We start from the raw sequence: 19076 nt of genomic DNA, 5'->3' as shown, positions 1-19076 counted from the left end.
CACGCTGCAGCTCTTTTTATGGTTCAATAAAAATTGTGTAATATTTGAAATAAAACCGCCTTAAAAGATAACATTTATGTTAATATTAGGTGGGTATTTGATGTTAACATCCAGGTTAACGATAAACGTATTTTTAATAAAATGTTTACGGTGGAGGTGCATCATGATCATAATGATTAACGGAGCAGTTGGCTCTGGAAAAACTTCAGTAGCTTATATGCTTCAACCTATGCTTGAGAAAAGCATTATTTTTGATCCCGAAGAAATCGGCTGCATGCTTAAAAGGATCATTCCAGATCACGTGAGGCTAAAAGAAGAACAAACCGGTGACTACCAAGACATGGAGTTATGGGGGATACTGACGGTAAAAACAGCACGCGAAATGATTGAAAGATACAATACAGATTTAATTATACCTACAACGATTTATAAACCTGAGATCTTTGAATTTATCGTAAAGGAATTAAAAGCGATTGATCCAGAGCTTTATCATTTTTGCTTAGAAGCTTCTGAGTCTACGATCTACCAGCGATTGAAGAAAAGAGGAGATGAGCTTAACGAATATACTTACACGCAAACTTTGAAATACACGGAAGCATTCAAGAATCATCGCTTCGAGCAGTTTATTCAAACAGATGATAAAGACACAGATGATATTGTTAGTGTCATTATGAATCAGCTACCTGTATACCAGCAATTGCAGTAGCAAGATAACTACATAAAGCCGAAATGCCGTGCTCCTTTTGAGTAGTGTTGTTATTAGCTGGTGTTTCGGTTTTTATCATTAAGGGGAGAGAATATGCTAAATACGATGCTGCTTCTAGTCATTATCGCACTGCTCATCCGTATCAATATTAAGCTGGGGCTCGTCAAAAAACGTGACTATGTAGCAGAGGCGATGGAAAGAGATCGACAATACAAAGAGAACAAGGGGGAGTAATGACGTTGGAGATACTGGCAATTATAATTTTAATTGTGTTAATTATTGGCTTTGCAGGTGTCATCGGTAATCAAACAACGACCTTACGACAGCTAGAACAAACTCAGCGTTCATTAGAACAATTGCACCAAACGGTTGAATCAATGAAAAAGTAGTCTCGCTAGATGATAAGAAAAGAACAGATGCATCAAAGGGAAGAGGGAAAACGATGGAAAGAAAAATCGTAAAAACAGGAATATACAGCTTTATCCTTGGTCTACTCGTAGGCTTATTTGTGTTTAAGGGCTACACTGTGGACTATTATAGCAGTTCTAGCTATACGATCTATTATGATTCACTAGATCAGTATATTTTTCAATTGCTTCGCTTCTCTGCTGCGTGCTCGTTGCTAGCGATATTGATCGCTGGGTTTGACCAGCAGAATGAGTTGATCGCAAGTGATCGACCAGCCATTCGCTTTTTGAAATTAATTTGCGTCGCATGTTGTGTAGTCATTGCCTCATACTGGATCGTTATCGGATTGTACTAATGAATGATGATACAGCAACCTCTTTATGATAAAAAACGTCCATCTATGAAGTGATGTCACATAGATGGACGTTTTTAGTATACATCGTTGATATTAGCTTCTATCAATTAGCTTGAAGTCGTCGTAATGAAAGCCTGGGGCAACGACACAGGAAACAAGTACAGGCTCATCACCGAGTGGCTTGGCCATTTGCCACTCATTGGCAGGTACAAGCGCTTGTAGCTGCTGTCCTGCAGCAATGTCCGGCCCAACGATAATTTCTTGTCTAATAGCGGGGTCTTTATCTGTACCACCTAACGTTAGAAGCAACGGGCTCCCTGAATGCCATAGCCACAGCTCGTCAGAGTACACCTTATGCCAATCAGAAAATTCATCAGGATGTAGTAAAAAGTAGATTGAAGTTGCCGCTGGGCGTGGACCAGAATAAGGCTCGCCAAGCACATGCTGAGGAATCGTAAAATTTGCTTTCCAAAGCTCTTTATACCAGCCACCTTCAACATGTGGTTGAAGTCCGAGCTGCTCCACGAGTGGAGAACGTTTTTGTTGAACTGCTTGCATGAGTACACTCCTATCATTAGCTTCTACGGTGAAGCTTTCTATTATCATTTCTTATTCTACAATGCTATCTTTATATCGTAAATTGATGAAAATGTACATAGCAACTTCTTCTATCCAACATAAATATTAATGTTAGCTAATCGCTATTGAAAGGAGACAAGCTTATGCCCTTTACTGTAGCGCATGCTTTTTATGCACTGCCGATCCGCTATATAAAGCCAAAATATTTTAGTGCTACAGGACTTATATTAGGCAGTATGTCACCTGATCTAGAATACTTTCTGCACCTTGAGCCTTATCGGAGCATCGGTCATACATGGCAAGGATTATGGCTGCAAGCATTACCCTTAAGTATCATTCTCGCAGCCTTGTTCCATTATGTAGTGAAGAAGCCGCTGTCTATTCACCTTCCGGGCATATGGCAGCTGGACGCTCGCTGCTACGCCATGCTGCAGCAAGAGCAGCTTCGTTCATGGCGAGCGTGGTCGATCTTTGTATTATCCGCCATCATAGGGTTCGTTACTCATATCACACTGGATGAATGGACACATGCACATAGCTCCTTCATCGAACTGCTGCCATGGATTTGGAATGAATCGCTGCTCTCACTACCCATATACAAAGTACTGCAGTACAGCACCTCGCTCGTCGGATTGATCGGGATGGTGGTGATACTGCTGTTAAGTCTATCGAGAATTAAACAGGATAAGCTCAAGCTCAGTAAGCTCCATGTCTCCAAGATTAGCAGCAAGCAGAAGTTAATGTACTGGTCAATAGCTGTCCTAGTTGCCATTGTAACGACGCTGCTTAAGCTAGCTTTTAGTGCGAGTGGTAATACGCTCGGAATATTAGTCGTAGCACCGATCTCGGGTCTAGTACTAGGCATTGTTGTGGCATCGCTGGCTCCTACATACCAAGCATTTAGAAAATAAGGGCGTTCACATATTGTTCACATCTGGCAGATATATTTGTTCCTTTTCGGCGATAGGGTAGTAAAGCTGCTGCGTTCTTGAAGCTGTCTTGGACTGCTCTTGGCGTAAGCGACTGCGCGATGCGAGACATGATGGAGTGCATCGTGACAATGTTGAATGAGGTGGATATGAATGAATATGATTAAGGGCTTGCTTCACGCACAAATTACTATTCCTACTGGTGCCGAAAAAGAGGCGAGAGCCTTTTATTGTGATGTACTTGGACTAGAGGAAGTTAGCAAGCCTGCAAGCTTGATTGATCGTGAAGGCTTTTGGCTAAAAGCCGGCGATCGTACACTTTTTGTCGGTGTATCTGATACAGAGGGACGAAACGCTTATCTTAGTTATGAGGTCGCAAATATTGATGATATGAGAGAGCGACTGCAATCCTATGGAATATTGCTTAAGGAATGCAAGGCTATTCCAGATTACGAAAGGTTCGAATGCTTCGATCCATTTGGCAATATACTAGAGTTTATAATGCCAATAAGTGCATTCACCTATTGCAGCTGATAGAGCAGCGAGCTTAGACCATATCTATTGAAATATAATATTAAGCTTCAGTATATGTCTTAGGCTATATCTATTAAACTGGACTGAGAGACTTTGGACATCATTATATGATGATGTCCAAAGTCTCTCTTTTATATATTCGAACATACTCATTATTTCGGCAAGACAAGCATACGATAGGGAAAAGGGAAACCGATGAAGGAGAGTGGGGATTGGATGGTTTACTTGATTATTGCGCTTAATATCGTCATTACATGTCAGCTTATTGATTTAAGAATGAGTATACCAGAACGAGATTATGTGGAGGAGGCAATGATTCGAGACGCAAAGCATCGAGCAAAGCAAAGAACACTTAATCAAAACAAGCTGAAAAAATAAAAATACGTTATCAAGTAGGATTGAAAATCGTTCACATAAGAGAATTTGAACTTTTTGTCGAATGATTTGTTATTATGAAGGTAAAATTCCTCTAACATATGAACAGAAAGGCAGCTCGATCATTTATGACTCTGATCATTTATGGAATAATGGAGCATATCCTTTTGCTTCTCGCATTCTTCTACATCATCGATAAGAAGCCATCTCGAAAGCAGCTTCTGCTGTATATAGGAATAATCGTTGCACCGACAACCATCTTGATGTATCTTACTCCACAGTACATAGCCATCGCCTATCTCGTGATCTCAGCACATCTATTATACTACTACTTTGAACGAACGATTTTTTCGATTATATCCTGTTCTGTCATTATCGTTAGCACCATTATATCGGATTACTTTTCCATGCTGCTGCAGCCAACCTTCAGTAAAGTATTAGGCAGCAGCGGCACACTCGCACTGACACTGCTCTTTTTTGTGCTGATGTTTACGCTATTGATATATTGGTACAAGCAATATATGTATAGACAGTTTCAGGCACTTGAGCCGCCATGGTATATTAAGGCGCTGTTAGTTGCCATTCTCCTTAGCACAATTGTTGTTGTCTATATGAACATATTCGACACTCGCGATAGCACAAGTGAAATTATATTGATGAATCTCGTGATACAGATAAGCTATTTCATCTCTATGATCGTGCTGAGTAGTCTATTGATCTTATATATGAAGAAACGCAATGCTATCCATTTTCAAGAGATGGAGCAGGAGCAGTTTCTTCACTATATGAGTGAGCTTGAGCTCGTTAATCATGATATGCACAAGTTCAGGCATGACTACGTAAATATATTGCTTACTATGCGAGGTTACCTAGATGACAATAACCTCGAGGGGCTGCGTCAATACTTTCACGAGCATATCTTGAAGGTAGAGCAGCAAACACTTCATCATCATTTAATGTTTATGCAGTTCAAAAACATAAAGATTCAAGAGCTGAAGGGGCTTATAGCGACCAAGTTAATTACGGCAGAGAAGAACGGCATTGTTGTAAATGTTGAGATTCCGGATCTTATCACCTCGATTGATATGAATATGATCGACCTAGCTAGAGTGATAGGAGCCTTACTTGATAACGCAATTGAAGCGAGTGAATGCATTGAGCATCCAAGCATCAATCTTGCTATCATTGATACGGTTAATGGTGCGATTGTCATCGTTATTGAAAATCGTGCAACGTTAGAGGGCTGTAACGTACATAGGATCTTTGAAGAGCATTATTCAACAAAGGGTAAAAATCGTGGACTTGGGCTAGCTACGGTTAATAGAATCGTTCATCAATACCCAAATGCTCATCTAGAGACGTTATGTGAACCAGGCTGGTTTACCCAAAAGCTTACAATCGAAGCTGCTGTTTCATCAAGTGCTGCGGCTGCATCAGGCACCGCTTGATGCAGTAGCCGCGTTATTCGTAGTAAAACAGGCTGTGGTCCACTAGTGATCACAGCCTGTTTTACTTATACTTGCATGGCTTGTCCAACGAATGAAGCGTGAAATTGATAGATAATTTTTCTTAAGCTTGCAACATTGGCAATCATTGTCTATACTCAACTATTATTAATCGCATTAAAATCTTCGCATGAATAAAAGGGAGAAAAGACATATATGATTGCAAAGTTTTTTAGTTTTTATCGGCCCTATAAGAAGCTATTTATACTTGATTTTAGTTGTGCAATCATTGCTGGTTTACTTGAGCTTGCATTTCCGCTGGCTGTGAGATATTTTACGGATACACTATTGCCAACTGGGCAGTGGGGCAGTATTGTCGCAGCTTCACTAGCACTGTTGGTGCTATATATTATCAATACGGTCTTGATGTATATCGTCAATTATTGGGGACATACACTCGGCATAAGCATTGAAACGGATATGCGTAGAAATTTATTCTCTCATATCCAGAAGCTATCCTTTCGATTTTTTGATCAATCGAAGACAGGGCATTTAATTGGTAGATTAACGAATGATATGAATATGATTGGTGAGATGGCGCATCATGGACCGGAGGATTTATTCATTGCAATCATGACGCTAGTCGGTTCGTTTGTCATTATGCTAACGATCAACTGGAAGCTTGCCGTGCTGACCTTTATCGTTGTGCCGTTAATTATCATCGTTGTTATTCACTTTAATAAAAAAATGACGGCAGCGATACACCAGCTTTATAAGGATATTGGAGACTTTAACGCAAGAATCGAGGACAATGTTGGAGGGATTCGTGTCGTTAAAGCTTTTACGAACGAAGCATTTGAGAAAAAACAATTTGCACGCAACAACGCGCAATTTAAGTTTACGAAGCTGTCTTCCTATAAGTTAATTGCGAAAAGCAGCTCGATTACCTATATGATGATGCGCTTCGTTACATTATTTGTTTTGGTATGTGGTACTTGGTTCGTTATTCGCGGGGAGCTGAGCTACGGTGAATTCATCGGATTCATACTGCTTACAAATGTATTTTTCAGACCGATTGAGAAGATAAATGCAGTAGTCGAAAGCTACCCACAAGGCTTTGCTGGCTTTAAGCGTTATGTCGAGCTGATGGAAACTGCGCCAGACATTAAGGATCACTCACAAGCGAAGAAGCTGACGAATTTCCAGAATGAGATCAGGTTTGATAGTGTTAGCTTCGGTTATGAATCTCATCAACGAATATTGAACAATATTAACTTAACAATTAAGCAGGGACAAACGGTAGCCTTCGTTGGACCATCCGGTGCTGGTAAGACAACGATTTGTAGCTTGCTGCCACGCTTTTATGAGGTGAGTGAGGGCTCCATTCGTATTGATGGTGTGGACATAAGGGAGTATACTCAGCAGTCCTTGCGACAGCATATCGGCATCGTACAGCAGGATGTATTTTTATTCGCTGGAACTATTCGTGAGAATATCCAATACGGAAAGCTGGATGCGACGGAAGAGGAAATATGGGAAGCAGCACGACGCGCACGGCTTGAGTCATTCTTGAAGGAGCAGCCAGACGGACTAGATACCGTCATCGGCGAACGTGGTGTAAAGCTGTCAGGCGGTCAAAAGCAGCGGATTGCCATCGCCCGTATGTTTCTGAAAAACCCACCTATTCTTATTCTTGATGAAGCGACCTCTGCGTTAGATACGGAAACGGAGGTTGCCATTCAGCAGTCGCTAGCTGAGCTGTCAGTAGGTAGAACGACGCTCGTTATCGCACATCGACTGGCGACCATTAAAAACGCTGATGTGATCGTTGTGGTAACCGAGGAGGGCATTGCCGAGCAAGGTAGTCATGCTGAGCTGCTAGATGCTGGTGGTGCGTATGCGAAGCTGTACGAAGCACAATTCGGACTGCAATAATTGATAAAGTAAGCGATAGCGTTATGTAATATTGGAAGGAAGAAAAAAGGGCTTGATCGTAGGCTGTGCTTCAAGAACACTTGAGTGCAAAGCCTTGGATCAAGCCCTATTTATATGTCACTGCAATGATTAAATTTATAGTAGTTTTTCAATATCTGCTTCAAGCTTTTCGGGTGTTGTTGTTGGAGCGAAGCGTTTAACGACATTGCCTTGACGATCGATTAAAAACTTAGTGAAGTTCCACTCAATTTTGCGAGTAAGTAAACCGCGCTTTTGCTCCTTTAAGTAGTTAAACAGTGGATCGGCTGCATCGCCATTGACGTCGACCTTTGCAAACATAGGGAAAGTAACACCGAAATTCATCTGGCAGAACTGCATCGTTTCGTCCAGTTCTTCAAATTCCTGATTATTGAATTGACTGCATGGGAAACCAAGAATGACAAGTCCTCGTTCTGCATACTTGTTATAAAGTGCCTGAAGGCCTTCAAACTGTGGCGTGAATCCACATTTGCTTGCCGTGTTGACGATGAGTACGACCTTGCCTTCATAATCACGCAAGGAGCGAAGCTCGCCTTTCGTATCCTTAACCTCATACTGATAAATGGTCATACGGTCCGTGGCCCTCCTATCGATCTATTTTAGCTTGCTACAGCTTATAGTGCTGACTTACGGGACGAAAACTTTGATCCTGCTGCATTCGTTCGATCGCTTCAATCTTGTTTCGAACTCTTAATTTATCGTATATTTTCCGTAAGTATTTTTCAACTGAGCTTTCACTTAAATGCACCTTTTTAGCAATAAGCGCATTAGTGTAGCGTTTATATATAAGCTCTAATATATGCTGCTCTGTAGGTGTCAAATCAATCTCCCAGTAATGCTTATCATGCTCGGAGCGGTGCAGCTTTATTTGTTGGAATAGATGGAGGGGGATCACGGTTTTACCATGCATGACAGCAGTAAGCAATTCTGCAAGCTCGGTAGCAGAAGCTGACTTCGTAAGCATACCGCTAACACCGCTTTCAATGAGCTGGTTAAAGAATGGGGCGTAATCGTAGCCAGTATAAACAATAATATGAAGCTGGGGATAGCGCTTCTTAAGATTTGCAGAAAGCGTGACACCATGATCTTCGTTTAGATTGAGCTCTAGTAAAACAATGTGAGGCTCCTCTGATTCTATCAATTCTATACTGTCACCCCAAGATGTTCCACATCCACAGATTACTATATGATCCATAGGTTCTAATAAAGAGATAATTTTTTGAGCGATATGCTCGTCCTTTTCAATGAGTAGTATTTTTATTAGCATAGGCTATAAATTTCTCCTTACATAGCAGATATAGTCATCTGTAAGAATAATATAAAAGCATAAACAATAATTTACATAAACATTATAGATAGTATATCATAAACTATATAAAATTGTTTATTTTAACAATTTGTAGTATAAATATGATCGTCATCATGATATTAACTTCATTGAGCCAGTAATCAAGATTAAGTTATGGATAGGGAGATATTCTATGGCATATTCGCAGCATTATGCTTCTAACACGAGTAGTACTTCTACGACAAAGCTAGAGCGCTTAAGCTACGGTGGTTATTCTTTTGGTCAAAATCTAATCTATATGCTGCAGCTGCAATTTTTGACCTACTTCTATACCGAAGAAGTAGGGCTGTCTTTAGGAGCTACTGCAACACTGCTCTTTGTAGCCAAGCTTTGGGATGCGCTCAATGATCCAATGATGGGTGTGATCGTGGACAAATGCAAGTTTAAAAGCGGTAAGTACATCCCGTGGCTGAAGGTGACTAGTCTTATCGTTCCTTTAACGATGCTGTTTGCATTTATCAATCTTGATGCCAGCTATTCTGCAAAACTCGTATTTGCTTATGTCACCTATATCATATGGGGAATGGCTTACACCGTATCCGATTCTCCGATGTTTTCCCTATCTACTGTTATGAGTCAGAGCGTGTATGAGCGTGATCGTTTAATTGCAAATGCTAGAATGACAGGTGCGATAGCAGCGATTATGACGGCATTGTTCATGCTAATAAAAGGCTCAATAGGCTGGATGGGTGCAGTGGGGGTCTATTGTGCAGTTGCTTTGCTCACCATGCTGCCGCTTCCATTCGTCGCGAAGGAACGTGTCACCTATAAGGAAGAACAAGCTGTCTCATTCTGGAAACTAGCAGGCTCCTTCTTACGCAATAAGTACTTTTTTATTTTCTTTCTTGGCTATCTCATCATGAGTACTACGAATACACTGCAGACCATTGCGGCATATTTCGCCAATTCTAATCTAGGTAATGAGCAGATGCTGACGGTTCTATTAGCTGTGCTCGTGCTGCCGATCGTCATCGTATCTCCATTACTGCCGAAGCTAATCATCGCATTTGGTAAGAAAAAACTGATGATTATATGCTGCATAGCTACCATTGTATTATGCATAATTCAGTATGCAGTCGGCTATGAGCATTTCACATTATTTTTAGTCATCGCTGCCATCCGTGTGCTATTTATGCAGGTCCCACTTCTTTTATATGGAATGTTTACGGCTGATTGTATCGAATATGGCAATGCCGTTACCGGTCAACGTACAACAGCACTGGCTTTCTCCGTTCAGACGATGTTTACGAAGCTGGCAAGTGCGTTGTCTTCCTCACTATGCTTAGCTCTTCTCGCTTATTTTGGCTATGTAGAACAGGCAGCCCAGCAGACGAATAAAGCGCTTGAAGGAATCTGGATCATCTTTACACTTGTACCGATCATCGGCTATGCTGCGATGCTAGTTGCGATATATTTTTATCGACTGGATGAGTCAGAGGTCGCAAAGTATGTTCGCCTTAATCAAGAGAAGGCAGAAATGTTAGATGTGAAGCAATAGCGGTCTATCAGTCTATGGTCGTCATTTGATTATTGCTACAGAACTGATATAATTTTAAGAGATATGGTTAAAATCAATACATAGGTCATAGAAAATGAATCGAAGGAGGTAAGACGATGGATTCTGCAATTTATCATACGCATGCTGGTTCATGGGTTGTGCTCGTTATTTTGTTTTTGATTTCTTATTTCATTCCAAAAAACAAAGTACTGCCAATGATCCTGCGTTTGTTCTACTTGATTATGATTTTCACGGGTGGATATATGCTGTTCACTGGAGGCTACGGCGGTACCTATCATTTGAAGGCGGTACTGGCGATTCTATTGATCGGTATGATGGAAATGCTTCTTGCTCGACGCAAAAAGGGTAAAGGCGTATTGCCATTCTGGATTGCGCTTGTCGTATTACTCGTTGTAGTCGTACTGATCGGCTATGGCGTAATTTCATTTACATCGTAATAGCAATGTAAAGAAGGCTGCAGTGCTGAGGGGGGACCCTTGGCGCTGCAGCTTTTTTAGTTGGTGTTGCGCTGGAGCACTCTATGCAGTTGTTGCTTTGGAGCACTGCTGCGGGTGTTGCTTTGGAGCACTGCTGCGGGTGTTGCTTCGAAGCACTGTTGTAAGTAACGCTTCGAATTCTAGCTGTGCAGCGCTCCGTTCCACTCAGAGGGCTCCAGCGACTTTTGTTCTCGGATTTAGCATAACTTTTTGGGATAAATCCTCGAACAGGGCCGCGCGCTTCGCTTTCCGCTCTCTGGCGGATCTTCGCTGGAGCCTCTAGTATAGTCGATGCTTCGGAGCACAGTGCAAGCAACGCTCGAAAGTGTAGCGTGCCAGCGCTCCGTTCCACTCAGAGGGCTCCAGCGACTTTTGTTCTCGGATTTAGCATAACTTTTTGGGATAAATCCTCGAACAGGGCCGCGCGCTTCGCTTTCCGCTCTCTGGCGAATCTTCGCTGGAGCCTCTAGTGTAGTTGATGCTTCGGAGCACAGTGCAAGCAACGCTCGAAAGTGTAGCGTGCCAGCGCTCCGTTCCACCCAGAGTGCTCCAGCGACTTTTGTTCTCGGATTTAGCATAACTTTTTGGGATAAATCCTCGAACAGGGCCGCGTGCTTCGCTTTCCGCTCTCTGGCGGATCTTCGCTGGAGCCTCTAGTGTAGTTGATGCTTCGGAGCACCTACCCACTTACTAGCAGTTATGTCTGCAACTTGTTGCTTGTCCCTCACGTATGTTCTAGTAAAGTCAGGCTTTTTGGCATTCGTAATTAGCATATGTACGGAAAATTTCACCAGTAATATGTTAATCGTTTGATGTATAATGCTTGTAATACAACATATGCACGTAGCTTTGTAGACAGCAGGGTTAGGGGATGATGATGATGGATAAGTCCGTTGCTAGTGTTCATATAGATGCTAAGGTATGGAATCAGCTTTATTTATTAGCAGAGCTAGATAATCAGCACCGCTTTATAGCGACGAACGATAGCTTCCGGAGTTTGACTAACGATCACTTCATACAAGGTTGCGCGATTAATCAATGCTTCCAGCCATTTTATCTATTAACAAATCAAAAGATAGGGTGGCTATATGTATGGGATAAAGTCAAGGAGCATGGTGTTTGGCGAGGGTATATTTATTTGTCTGATCAGTTTAGCGCAAGGCTAGTGCTATATGTTTCTATTCTACAAAAGGAAGATTTATCGGGCTATTATGTAATCGGTGAGAATCGAACGAAGCAATATGATGAGCTGGATCGGCAATTAGAACAGCTTCGGGATCTGACACATATGAAGGAAGCCTACGATGAGGCATCCATTATTGCGATTACCGACCCGAAGGGCGTCATTACGTATGTTAATGATATGTTCTGCCAAATATCCAAGTACGATCGGACTGAGCTGATCGGTCGCACACATCGCATTATTAATTCCAAGCATCATCCGAAGCAATTCTTTAAGGATATGTGGAGCACGATAAAGCAAGGCCACGTATGGCGGGGTGAAGTGAAAAACAAGGCTAAGGATGGAAGCTATTACTGGATGAATACGACGATTGTGCCTTTTTTAGACGAAGGTGGCAGGCCGTATCAGTATGTATCGATTCGATCGGATATTACAGATCGTATTGCGGCAGAGACCGAGCTAGCAAAAGCGATGGAGCATGATTTTAGACGTACAATAAAAGAGCTTCAAAACTGTATCTTTAAAACGGAAAAGAACGATAAGGGTCACATCATCTTTACTTTAAGTGAAGGCAAAATAGCCGAGGAATTGTCCATGACAACAGAGCTCGTAGCTGGCAGGATGCTGAAGGAGGTATGGGGAAAGCGTTTTGAAGAGGTAGAGCAATATTTTGAGCGTGCTTTTAGCGGTGTAAGTGTACAATTTGAGCTTTCCTATGGTGAGCGCTTTTTTTATATCTCTCTTTCTCCTATAGCTAAGAACGGATCCGTTGTTGAAGTTGTTGCTTCCATGATGGATATCACGGAGCGAAAGCAAGCGGAAGAGATGATTTACTACATGGCTCATTACGATGCTTTGACGCAATTACCGAACAGGACCCTTTTTAATGAGGAGCTTCATCAAGCAATTAAAGTTGCAGAAAAGGATAAGCACCAGATTGCGGTTATGTTTATGGATCTTAATCACTTCAAGCTTGTTAACGATTCACTTGGACATTCCATGGGGGATGAATTGCTGCAGCAGGTGGCACAACGCTTGAAAGATCATTTGCCAGAGCACGCTTATGTTTCTCGTCAGGGCGGCGATGAATTTACACTATATCTAGACTATGCGGATCGCATGCAGGCTAAAGAGCTGGCAACGCTTATTGTTGAACAGATGGCTGCTCCATTCATTTTACACAACAATGAAGTTTACATATCACCTAGTATTGGCATATCCATGTACCCTGATGACGGAAAGACCATTGACGAGCTGCTTAAATGTGCGGATGCCGCGATGTATGTTGTTAAAGATGAACGTACGAGTCATTATTGCTTTTTTACTGAAGAGCTGCATCAGAAAATTACAGAGCGGATGGAGCTGGAACGGGATCTAAGGCAAGCAATTCCGCGCGGAGAACTAGAGCTATGGTATCAGCCGAAAATGAATTTAAAGCACAATGAGATTATTGGGCTAGAAGCATTGCTGCGCTGGAATCATCCAGAGCAAGAAATTGTAGCCCCTAACCTATTTATTGGCATTGCAGAGGAAACTAACCTGATATTGCCGATCGGTAAATGGGTGCTGTATGAAGCCTGCCGTCAAATGAAGGAGTGGCTGTCAATCTGTACGAGACATGTCACTGTTGCTGTAAATATCTCCTTTCGACAGTTTTCAGATCATGAATTCCCTGATCTGGTAGCGAGCGTGCTGAAGGAGACGGGACTTCCACCTCAATATCTAGAGCTGGAGATTACTGAAAGTGTTGCACAGGATGTAGAGTATGCCATTCGTGCGCTGAAAAAAATTAAAGAGCTTGGCGTAGGCGTCAGCATTGACGATTTTGGAACAGGCTATAGCTCGCTCAGCTCTTTAAGTCAGTTTCCGGTTGACCGATTGAAAATTGATCAGAGCTTTGTACGGAATCTCAATCCTAGCAATCAGGCCATTATACGGACAATTATTGATATAGCTAATCATATGGGGATTACGGTTATTGCTGAAGGTGTAGAAACGATGTAACAGGTAAAATTTCTGAATGAGCATCGTTGTCAGGAAGCGCAGGGTTATTATTACAGCAAGCCGCTGCCTAGGCACGAGATTCCTTCTTACATTGTAAGGCATAGTTAATTTTAAGAATTTGTGACATAATCAGGTTGAATCATAATTGTGTGGGAGGTTTCATTATGAATCCATTAAAATTAGTCACTTCGACTACTTGCCAGCTCGCGGAGGGACCTCAATGGCTGGAGGATACGAGTCAATTGCTGTGGGTAGATATTGAAGGGAAAGCTATTCATCTGGTCACGCTGAACTCAGAGGAGCATGAGGTCATTCCTATGCCGCAGAGGATTGGAGCTGCGATTCCTGCAACGGATGGCTCTATTGTTTGTGCGCTTGAGGATGGAATCTATCTTCTTCAGCCTGACCGATCATTGACGCAGCTTACGGAGCTTGAAAGTGATAATCCCAATCATCGCTGCAACGACGGAAAAGTGGATGAGACAGGAAGGCTCTGGATCGGTACGATGCCAATGGGCGGAGCAGCATGGAGCGGTGCTCTCTACAGCTGTGACGATGCGGGAACGATTGTTAAACATGTAGAGGAGCTAGGCTGCTCTAACGGGATGGATTGGAGCTTGGATGGACGTACGATGTACTTTATCGACTCGCCTACTAAGCGTGTCGATGCATTTGACTTTGATGCATCCAGTGGCACAATTACGAATCGTCGTCCTATTGTGCAGTTCGAGGATGCGTTAGGGGTGCCGGATGGCATGTGCACAGATGCACAAGGCAGACTATGGGTAGCCCATTGGGGAGGATACTGTGTAACGTGTCACGATCCTGTTAAGGGTGAGGAGCTGCAACGCATTTCTCTTCCTGCATCACAGGTGACGTCCTGCTGCTTTGGCGGACCTAATCTAAGTACACTGTTTATTACCACTGCCAGCATTGGTCTTAGCGAAGAGCGTTTAAAGCAAGAGCCACTTGCAGGCTCGGTGTTCAGCATTGAGGTTGATGCGGTTGGAAAGCTAAACCCTCGCTTTAAAATAAGCAAATAATTAGATGTTGACTAAGTGACGCGGCAAGAGTGAGAAATGATTCTTTGATCGCTGCAAAATTTCACTATTGAATGTCGCTCATGTACAATAGGAGCAGTAACGCTATTGACAAAGGAGCAATCAATCATGAGAGAACAATTACTAGAGCGTTTTATATCCTATGTTCAGATAGGGACACAGTCTGATCCTAGCTCCGAGAGCTGCCCATCTACGGAAGGACAGTGGGTGCTTGCCAGACAGCTGGTGGAGGAGCTTAAGGAGCTTGGACTATCTGATGTTACACTAGATGATCATGGTTATGTAATGGCCACGCTGCCGGCTAATTGCGATCAGAATGAGCCAATTATCGGGTTTTTAGCCCATATGGATACAGCAACAGAGCTTACGGGGGCCAACGTTAACCCACAAATTGTTGAACAGTACGACGGAGGAGATATCGTGCTGAATGCCTCTCAGCAAATCGTCCTTTCGCCAAAGCAGTTTCCTGAGCTTAGCGGCTACGTCGGTCAAACGCTTATTACGACGGATGGGAATACGCTGCTCGGTGCAGATGATAAGGCAGGTATTGCTGAAATTATGACAGCAATGGCTTATTTACAGGCGCATCCTGAGATTAAGCATGGCACGATTAAAGTGGCATTTACACCAGATGAAGAGATCGGCAGAGGTGCAGATCGCTTTGACGTTGCCAAGTTTGGGGCAGACTTTGCCTATACGATGGATGGTGGACCGCTTGGAGAGCTGCAATATGAGAACTTTAACGCTGCCACCGCTGTGGTGACCTGCTATGGACGCAGTGTACATCCAGGTACTGCTAAAGGAAAGATGATTAATTCAACGCGAATCGCACTTGAATTTCAAGCAGCGATGCCTGCACTAGAAACGCCTGAGCATACGGGGCATTATGAGGGCTTTTATCATTTGAATCATATTGAAGGTGGGGTAGAGCAGACGACTCTACATTACTTGATTCGTGAGTTTGACAAAAACAAGTATGAGGAACGTAAGCAGTTTATGCAGCAGGTGGCTAAGCAGCTACAGCATACATATGGTGAGCAGGCAGTAAAGCTGGACATTACCGACAGCTATTTCAATATGCGAGATCAGATCGAGGGGAATATGGACATTGTGAATCGTGCGCATGCTGCGATGGTTAAGCTTGGTATAGAGCCGCTTGTCCAGCCTATTCGTGGTGGAACAGATGGCTCCAGACTTTCTTACATGGGGCTGCCAACTCCGAACATTTTTGCTGGCGGAGAAAACTTTCACGGTAAATATGAATATATTTCACTCGACACGATGGAAAAAGCTGTACAAGTCATTGTAGAAATTGCAAAATGCAAATAAGGGATATTACCCAATCTACTTAACGGGGGAGCAATAACGTGCAGAAAGTAAAAGTAGGTATTATAGGCTGTGGAAACATCAGTGACGCGTATCTTAAAAACTGCGTTCACTACGAGCATTTGGAAGTCGTTGCTTTAGCAGATCTTAATCTAGAGCTGGCACGCAGCAAGGCAGCAACCTATGGGATAACAAAGGTCATGACAACCGATGAGCTGCTGGCAGATCCAGACATCGAAATTGTTTTGAATCTAACGATTCCACAGGCGCATGCGGAAATTAGCCTTGCAGCGCTTGAAGCTGGAAAGCATGTCTATTCAGAAAAACCGCTTGCTGTAACGGTAGAGGATGGTCAGCGCATCATTGCTAAGGCGAAGGAGCGTAATCTGCGTGTTGGTGTTGCTCCAGATACGGTACTAGGTGCCGGTATTCAAACGTGCCGCAAGCTGATTGATGATGGCGTAATTGGTAAGCCGATTGCTGCATCTGCATTTATGCTATCGGGCGGTCCAGAAAGCTGGCATCCGAATCCTGCCTTTTTATATGCGAAAGGCGCTGGCCCAATGTTTGATATGGGTCCGTATTACCTATCCGCATTCATTACGCTGCTTGGACCGATTAAACGTGTAACCGGGTCAGCGGTTATTTCCTATCCGGAGCGGGAGATTACAAGTCAGCCACTTAACGGGCAAATGATTGAGGTAGAAACTCCGACGCATATTAACAGTGTAATTGACTTTGAGAGCGGTGCGACAGCAACGCTAACGACGAGCTTTGATATTAAGGGGGGCAGCACACTTCCTAATATCGAGCTGTATGGCAGCGAAGGAACATTAATTGTTCCTGACCCTAACACCTTCTCGGGTCCAGTTAAGCTAAGAAAAGCAGGCAGTGATCAATTCGAAGAGATTCCATTGACGCATCCGTATGATGGTCCAGACCGTGGTGTCGGTCTACTCGATATGGCGCTTGCTATTAGAGAAGCTCGCCCACATCGTGCTAGCGGTGAGCTTGCGCTGCAGGTGCTGGAAATCATGCACGGTGTTCATATTGCTTCAGCAGAGGGTAGGCATTACAATGTCCAACACCAGTGCGACAGACCTTCAGCAATGCCCGCAAGGTAAATTAAAATTGCTCGACTTTGATGACGATGTAACTTCTTTGAAGTGGATTCGACGTCGAATATGTCACGCTCAAGTGCGCTGTGGTGCTCACGTACCTAATGCGTACGCTGCGCTCCTCTCTTACTAGTCGCGAGCCATCTTCTTGGTCCTGAAAGCCGAGCATTTTAAATCTTCATTGGAAGGGTAATTTAAAATTGCTCGACTTTGATGACGATGTAATGCGTTGTAGCTTAGTCGACGTCGAATCTTGCACGCTAGCGAAAACTCCTGTGCTCACGTACCAATAGCGTACGCTGCGCTCCTCTTTTTCTACTAGCGTTCAAGCTTCTTGGTCCTGAAAGCCGAGCATTTTAAATCTTCATTGGAGGGGTAATTTAAAATTGCTCGACTTTGATGACGATGGAACTTCTTTGAAGAGGATTCGACGTCGAATATGTCACGCTCAAGTGCGCTGTGGTGCTCACGTACCTAATGCGTACGCTGCGCTCCTCGCTTACTAGTCGCGAGCCATCTTCTTGGTCCTGAAAGCCGATCATTTTAAATCTTCATTGTAAGAGTAATTTAAAATTGCTCGACTTTGATGACGATGTAATGCGTTGAAGTGGATTCGATGTCGAATATGAGGTTCAACCGAGAACTCCGGTGCTCACGTACCTAATGCGTACGCTGCACTCCTCTTTTTCTACTAGCGTTCAAGCTTCTTGGTCCTGAAAGCCGAGCATTTTAAATCTTCATTTCTTACCCCTAGAATGTTTGATATAATAGCATTCTAGGGTTTTTATTTTGTTTATCTATATTTAATTTCAATGCTAAGGTTAAGCAAACGGCATGAGGTCTATATCTTTCGCAGCTCCGATTCGGGTATGTGCTTGGTTAGCTTGTCTAATTTATAAGACGGAAACCAGTCTGTGTGAGTGACGTTGCTTCCATATTTAATTACATGAGTAACCGTGTACGGAGACATGTATAAATTGTGATGGATGAACGGGTTTACTAAAATAAAATCTCCTTGTTTCAGACTCCTCATAGAAAGCTTATCTTCATTAGACAATTCGGCGTACACCAGCCATCCGCTTTGAACCACATAAAGTTCAGTAAGTTTCTTGTGGTAATGACTATTTTGCCACCCACCCTCGTTTGCTGCTTCTGTTCTTATATATGATGTTCCGTCAGAGCTTCTTAATCGGAATCGTCTTTCGCCATTGTCCATGAGTTGATGCATCGTTTCAACGCCTAATTCTCGGGCTTCTTCATCAGAAATTCTTTTTGGCACATTGAATCTCCCCTCTATAAAAAAGCTTATTCATTTTAAAGTCCTTAAAAAATCAGTGGAAATCAGTTAACAGATAAACAACCGTCCTTTGTATCGTAGCGTGTGTATCGTTAATAGACAATAGGAGTAAAGGTGTTAGCGGAATCGAAGCGACACCCCACGAAGCCGCCTAGCGAAGAAACGACGAGGGCAAGCCCACGAAGCGACACCCACAACAAGAGCTCCAGCGGAGTAATGGTGAGAGCGAAGAAGCGAAGCGTTTGCCCACGAAGAGCCCCAGCGGAGTAAAGGTGTTAGTGGAAAAGCAACGCGTTTGCCTTTGTTCCCGGATTTCTACCTTTAAGATTCTTCAAGAAATCTGGGAACAACAGCAATTGAAACAACACCCTTTACGGAGCGCCCGAAATCAGAGGGCAACAGCAATCGGAGCCTCAGCATATACGTAGCGCTGAAGTCT

19 protein-coding genes are annotated in these 19076 nt (G+C 43.1%); 15 read left to right on the top strand and 4 right to left on the bottom strand.

Going from position 1 to position 19076, the window contains the following annotated elements; all coding sequences use genetic code 11:
- The first annotated feature begins 163 nt into the window (after nt 1-163).
- The 4 genes from NSQ99_RS19125 to NSQ99_RS19110 all read left to right on the top strand — a co-directional run bounded on the left by NSQ99_RS19125 (nt 164) and on the right by NSQ99_RS19110 (nt 1469).
- Nucleotides 164-706 carry an AAA family ATPase gene (locus tag NSQ99_RS19125; protein WP_340838520.1) on the top strand — a complete coding sequence of 181 codons (543 nt, stop codon included), beginning with the start codon at nt 164-166 and terminating at the stop codon, nt 704-706.
- Between the two features lie 93 nt (nt 707-799).
- On the top strand, nt 800-940 hold the full coding sequence (locus tag NSQ99_RS19120; RefSeq protein WP_340838519.1) for a hypothetical protein: 141 nt from the start codon (nt 800-802) through the stop codon (nt 938-940).
- On the top strand, nt 940-1095 hold the full coding sequence (locus tag NSQ99_RS19115) for a hypothetical protein (protein WP_340838518.1): 156 nt from the start codon (nt 940-942) through the stop codon (nt 1093-1095). Before NSQ99_RS19120 ends, NSQ99_RS19115 begins: the two co-directional genes overlap by 1 nt.
- A gap of 53 nt (nt 1096-1148) precedes the next feature.
- Entirely contained in the window at nt 1149-1469 is a 321-nt protein-coding gene (locus NSQ99_RS19110) for a hypothetical protein (RefSeq protein WP_251667310.1), read from the top strand.
- Nucleotides 1470-1562: 93 nt separating this feature from the next.
- Here NSQ99_RS19110 and NSQ99_RS19105 read toward each other — a convergent pair whose 3' ends face one another.
- Nucleotides 1563-2027, bottom strand: coding sequence for a cupin domain-containing protein (locus NSQ99_RS19105; RefSeq protein ID WP_251667311.1), 465 nt, complete (start codon nt 2025-2027; stop codon nt 1563-1565).
- A gap of 164 nt (nt 2028-2191) precedes the next feature.
- Here NSQ99_RS19105 and NSQ99_RS19100 point away from each other — a divergent pair, with 164 nt between their 5' ends.
- The 5 genes from NSQ99_RS19100 (at nt 2192) to NSQ99_RS19080 (ending at nt 7266) form a co-directional block, all read left to right on the top strand.
- The gene (locus tag NSQ99_RS19100; protein WP_251667312.1) at nt 2192-2959 is read left to right on the top strand and encodes a DUF4184 family protein; all 768 of its coding nucleotides are present in this window, start codon (nt 2192-2194) and stop codon (nt 2957-2959) included.
- A gap of 171 nt (nt 2960-3130) precedes the next feature.
- Entirely contained in the window at nt 3131-3511 is a 381-nt protein-coding gene (locus NSQ99_RS19095; protein ID WP_340838517.1) for a glyoxalase, read from the top strand.
- Between the two features lie 195 nt (nt 3512-3706).
- Complete coding sequence (locus NSQ99_RS19090) at nt 3707-3889, top strand: hypothetical protein (RefSeq protein ID WP_340838516.1); 183 nt, start codon at nt 3707-3709, stop codon at nt 3887-3889.
- Nucleotides 3890-4014: 125 nt separating this feature from the next.
- Nucleotides 4015-5334: a sensor histidine kinase gene (locus NSQ99_RS19085; protein WP_340838515.1), complete on the top strand. Its 1320-nt coding sequence runs from the start codon at nt 4015-4017 to the stop codon at nt 5332-5334.
- A 213-nt stretch (nt 5335-5547) separates the two neighbouring features.
- Entirely contained in the window at nt 5548-7266 is a 1719-nt protein-coding gene (locus tag NSQ99_RS19080) for an ABC transporter ATP-binding protein (RefSeq protein WP_251667316.1), read from the top strand.
- Between the two features lie 135 nt (nt 7267-7401).
- On the opposite strand, the gene NSQ99_RS19075 is transcribed toward NSQ99_RS19080, so the two are convergent.
- Both NSQ99_RS19075 and NSQ99_RS19070 read right to left on the bottom strand, forming a co-directional pair.
- The gene (locus NSQ99_RS19075) at nt 7402-7875 is read right to left on the bottom strand and encodes a glutathione peroxidase (RefSeq protein WP_251667318.1); all 474 of its coding nucleotides are present in this window, start codon (nt 7873-7875) and stop codon (nt 7402-7404) included.
- Between the two features lie 37 nt (nt 7876-7912).
- Complete coding sequence (locus NSQ99_RS19070; protein ID WP_340838514.1) at nt 7913-8572, bottom strand: response regulator transcription factor; 660 nt, start codon at nt 8570-8572, stop codon at nt 7913-7915.
- Between the two features lie 214 nt (nt 8573-8786).
- Here NSQ99_RS19070 and NSQ99_RS19065 point away from each other — a divergent pair, with 214 nt between their 5' ends.
- The 6 genes from NSQ99_RS19065 to NSQ99_RS19040 all read left to right on the top strand — a co-directional run bounded on the left by NSQ99_RS19065 (nt 8787) and on the right by NSQ99_RS19040 (nt 17346).
- Nucleotides 8787-10151 carry an MFS transporter gene (locus NSQ99_RS19065; RefSeq protein WP_340838513.1) on the top strand — a complete coding sequence of 455 codons (1365 nt, stop codon included), beginning with the start codon at nt 8787-8789 and terminating at the stop codon, nt 10149-10151.
- A gap of 116 nt (nt 10152-10267) precedes the next feature.
- Complete coding sequence (locus NSQ99_RS19060) at nt 10268-10609, top strand: DUF1516 family protein (protein WP_251667324.1); 342 nt, start codon at nt 10268-10270, stop codon at nt 10607-10609.
- A 910-nt stretch (nt 10610-11519) separates the two neighbouring features.
- Nucleotides 11520-13835, top strand: coding sequence for a sensor domain-containing protein (locus NSQ99_RS19055; RefSeq protein WP_340838512.1), 2316 nt, complete (start codon nt 11520-11522; stop codon nt 13833-13835).
- A 164-nt stretch (nt 13836-13999) separates the two neighbouring features.
- Complete coding sequence (locus NSQ99_RS19050) at nt 14000-14878, top strand: SMP-30/gluconolactonase/LRE family protein (protein ID WP_340838511.1); 879 nt, start codon at nt 14000-14002, stop codon at nt 14876-14878.
- A 126-nt stretch (nt 14879-15004) separates the two neighbouring features.
- A complete protein-coding gene (gene pepT / locus NSQ99_RS19045) occupies nt 15005-16225 on the top strand; it encodes a peptidase T (RefSeq protein ID WP_340838509.1) in 1221 nt (406 codons plus the stop codon).
- A 38-nt stretch (nt 16226-16263) separates the two neighbouring features.
- Nucleotides 16264-17346 (top strand): Gfo/Idh/MocA family protein, encoded by a 1083-nt coding sequence (locus NSQ99_RS19040; protein WP_340838508.1) that lies wholly within the window; start codon nt 16264-16266, stop codon nt 17344-17346.
- Between the two features lie 835 nt (nt 17347-18181).
- Here the strand turns inward: NSQ99_RS19040 and NSQ99_RS19035 are convergent.
- Entirely contained in the window at nt 18182-18619 is a 438-nt protein-coding gene (locus tag NSQ99_RS19035) for a hypothetical protein (protein WP_340838507.1), read from the bottom strand.
- Between the last annotated feature and the right edge of the window lie 457 nt (nt 18620-19076).

This window comes from Paenibacillus sp. FSL W7-1287, assembly GCF_038004245.1.
GTDB classification, from domain to species: Bacteria; Bacillota; Bacilli; order Paenibacillales; family Paenibacillaceae; genus Pristimantibacillus; species Pristimantibacillus camelliae.
Note: the sequence above shows the minus strand (reverse complement) of the source record. Positions and strands in the feature narration are given on the sequence as shown.

What these genes read in the sequence shown, in the direction of transcription:
- NSQ99_RS19060 (WP_251667324.1), top strand. Translation starts at nt 10,268, where the DNA reads ATGGATTCTGCAATTTATCATACGCATGCTGGTTCATGGGTTGTGCTC.
- NSQ99_RS19105 (WP_251667311.1), bottom strand. Translation starts at nt 2,027, where the DNA reads ATGCAAGCAGTTCAACAAAAACGTTCTCCACTCGTGGAGCAGCTCGGA.
- NSQ99_RS19090 (WP_340838516.1), top strand. Translation starts at nt 3,707, where the DNA reads ATGAAGGAGAGTGGGGATTGGATGGTTTACTTGATTATTGCGCTTAAT.
- NSQ99_RS19070 (WP_340838514.1), bottom strand. Translation starts at nt 8,572, where the DNA reads ATGCTAATAAAAATACTACTCATTGAAAAGGACGAGCATATCGCTCAA.
- NSQ99_RS19080 (WP_251667316.1), top strand. Translation starts at nt 5,548, where the DNA reads ATGATTGCAAAGTTTTTTAGTTTTTATCGGCCCTATAAGAAGCTATTT.
- NSQ99_RS19075 (WP_251667318.1), bottom strand. Translation starts at nt 7,875, where the DNA reads ATGACCATTTATCAGTATGAGGTTAAGGATACGAAAGGCGAGCTTCGC.
- NSQ99_RS19055 (WP_340838512.1), top strand. Translation starts at nt 11,520, where the DNA reads ATGATGATGATGGATAAGTCCGTTGCTAGTGTTCATATAGATGCTAAG.
- NSQ99_RS19050 (WP_340838511.1), top strand. Translation starts at nt 14,000, where the DNA reads ATGAATCCATTAAAATTAGTCACTTCGACTACTTGCCAGCTCGCGGAG.
- NSQ99_RS19095 (WP_340838517.1), top strand. Translation starts at nt 3,131, where the DNA reads ATGAATATGATTAAGGGCTTGCTTCACGCACAAATTACTATTCCTACT.
- NSQ99_RS19115 (WP_340838518.1), top strand. Translation starts at nt 940, where the DNA reads ATGACGTTGGAGATACTGGCAATTATAATTTTAATTGTGTTAATTATT.
- NSQ99_RS19120 (WP_340838519.1), top strand. Translation starts at nt 800, where the DNA reads ATGCTAAATACGATGCTGCTTCTAGTCATTATCGCACTGCTCATCCGT.
- pepT (WP_340838509.1), top strand. Translation starts at nt 15,005, where the DNA reads ATGAGAGAACAATTACTAGAGCGTTTTATATCCTATGTTCAGATAGGG.
- NSQ99_RS19065 (WP_340838513.1), top strand. Translation starts at nt 8,787, where the DNA reads ATGGCATATTCGCAGCATTATGCTTCTAACACGAGTAGTACTTCTACG.
- NSQ99_RS19085 (WP_340838515.1), top strand. Translation starts at nt 4,015, where the DNA reads ATGACTCTGATCATTTATGGAATAATGGAGCATATCCTTTTGCTTCTC.
- NSQ99_RS19100 (WP_251667312.1), top strand. Translation starts at nt 2,192, where the DNA reads ATGCCCTTTACTGTAGCGCATGCTTTTTATGCACTGCCGATCCGCTAT.
- NSQ99_RS19110 (WP_251667310.1), top strand. Translation starts at nt 1,149, where the DNA reads ATGGAAAGAAAAATCGTAAAAACAGGAATATACAGCTTTATCCTTGGT.
- NSQ99_RS19125 (WP_340838520.1), top strand. Translation starts at nt 164, where the DNA reads ATGATCATAATGATTAACGGAGCAGTTGGCTCTGGAAAAACTTCAGTA.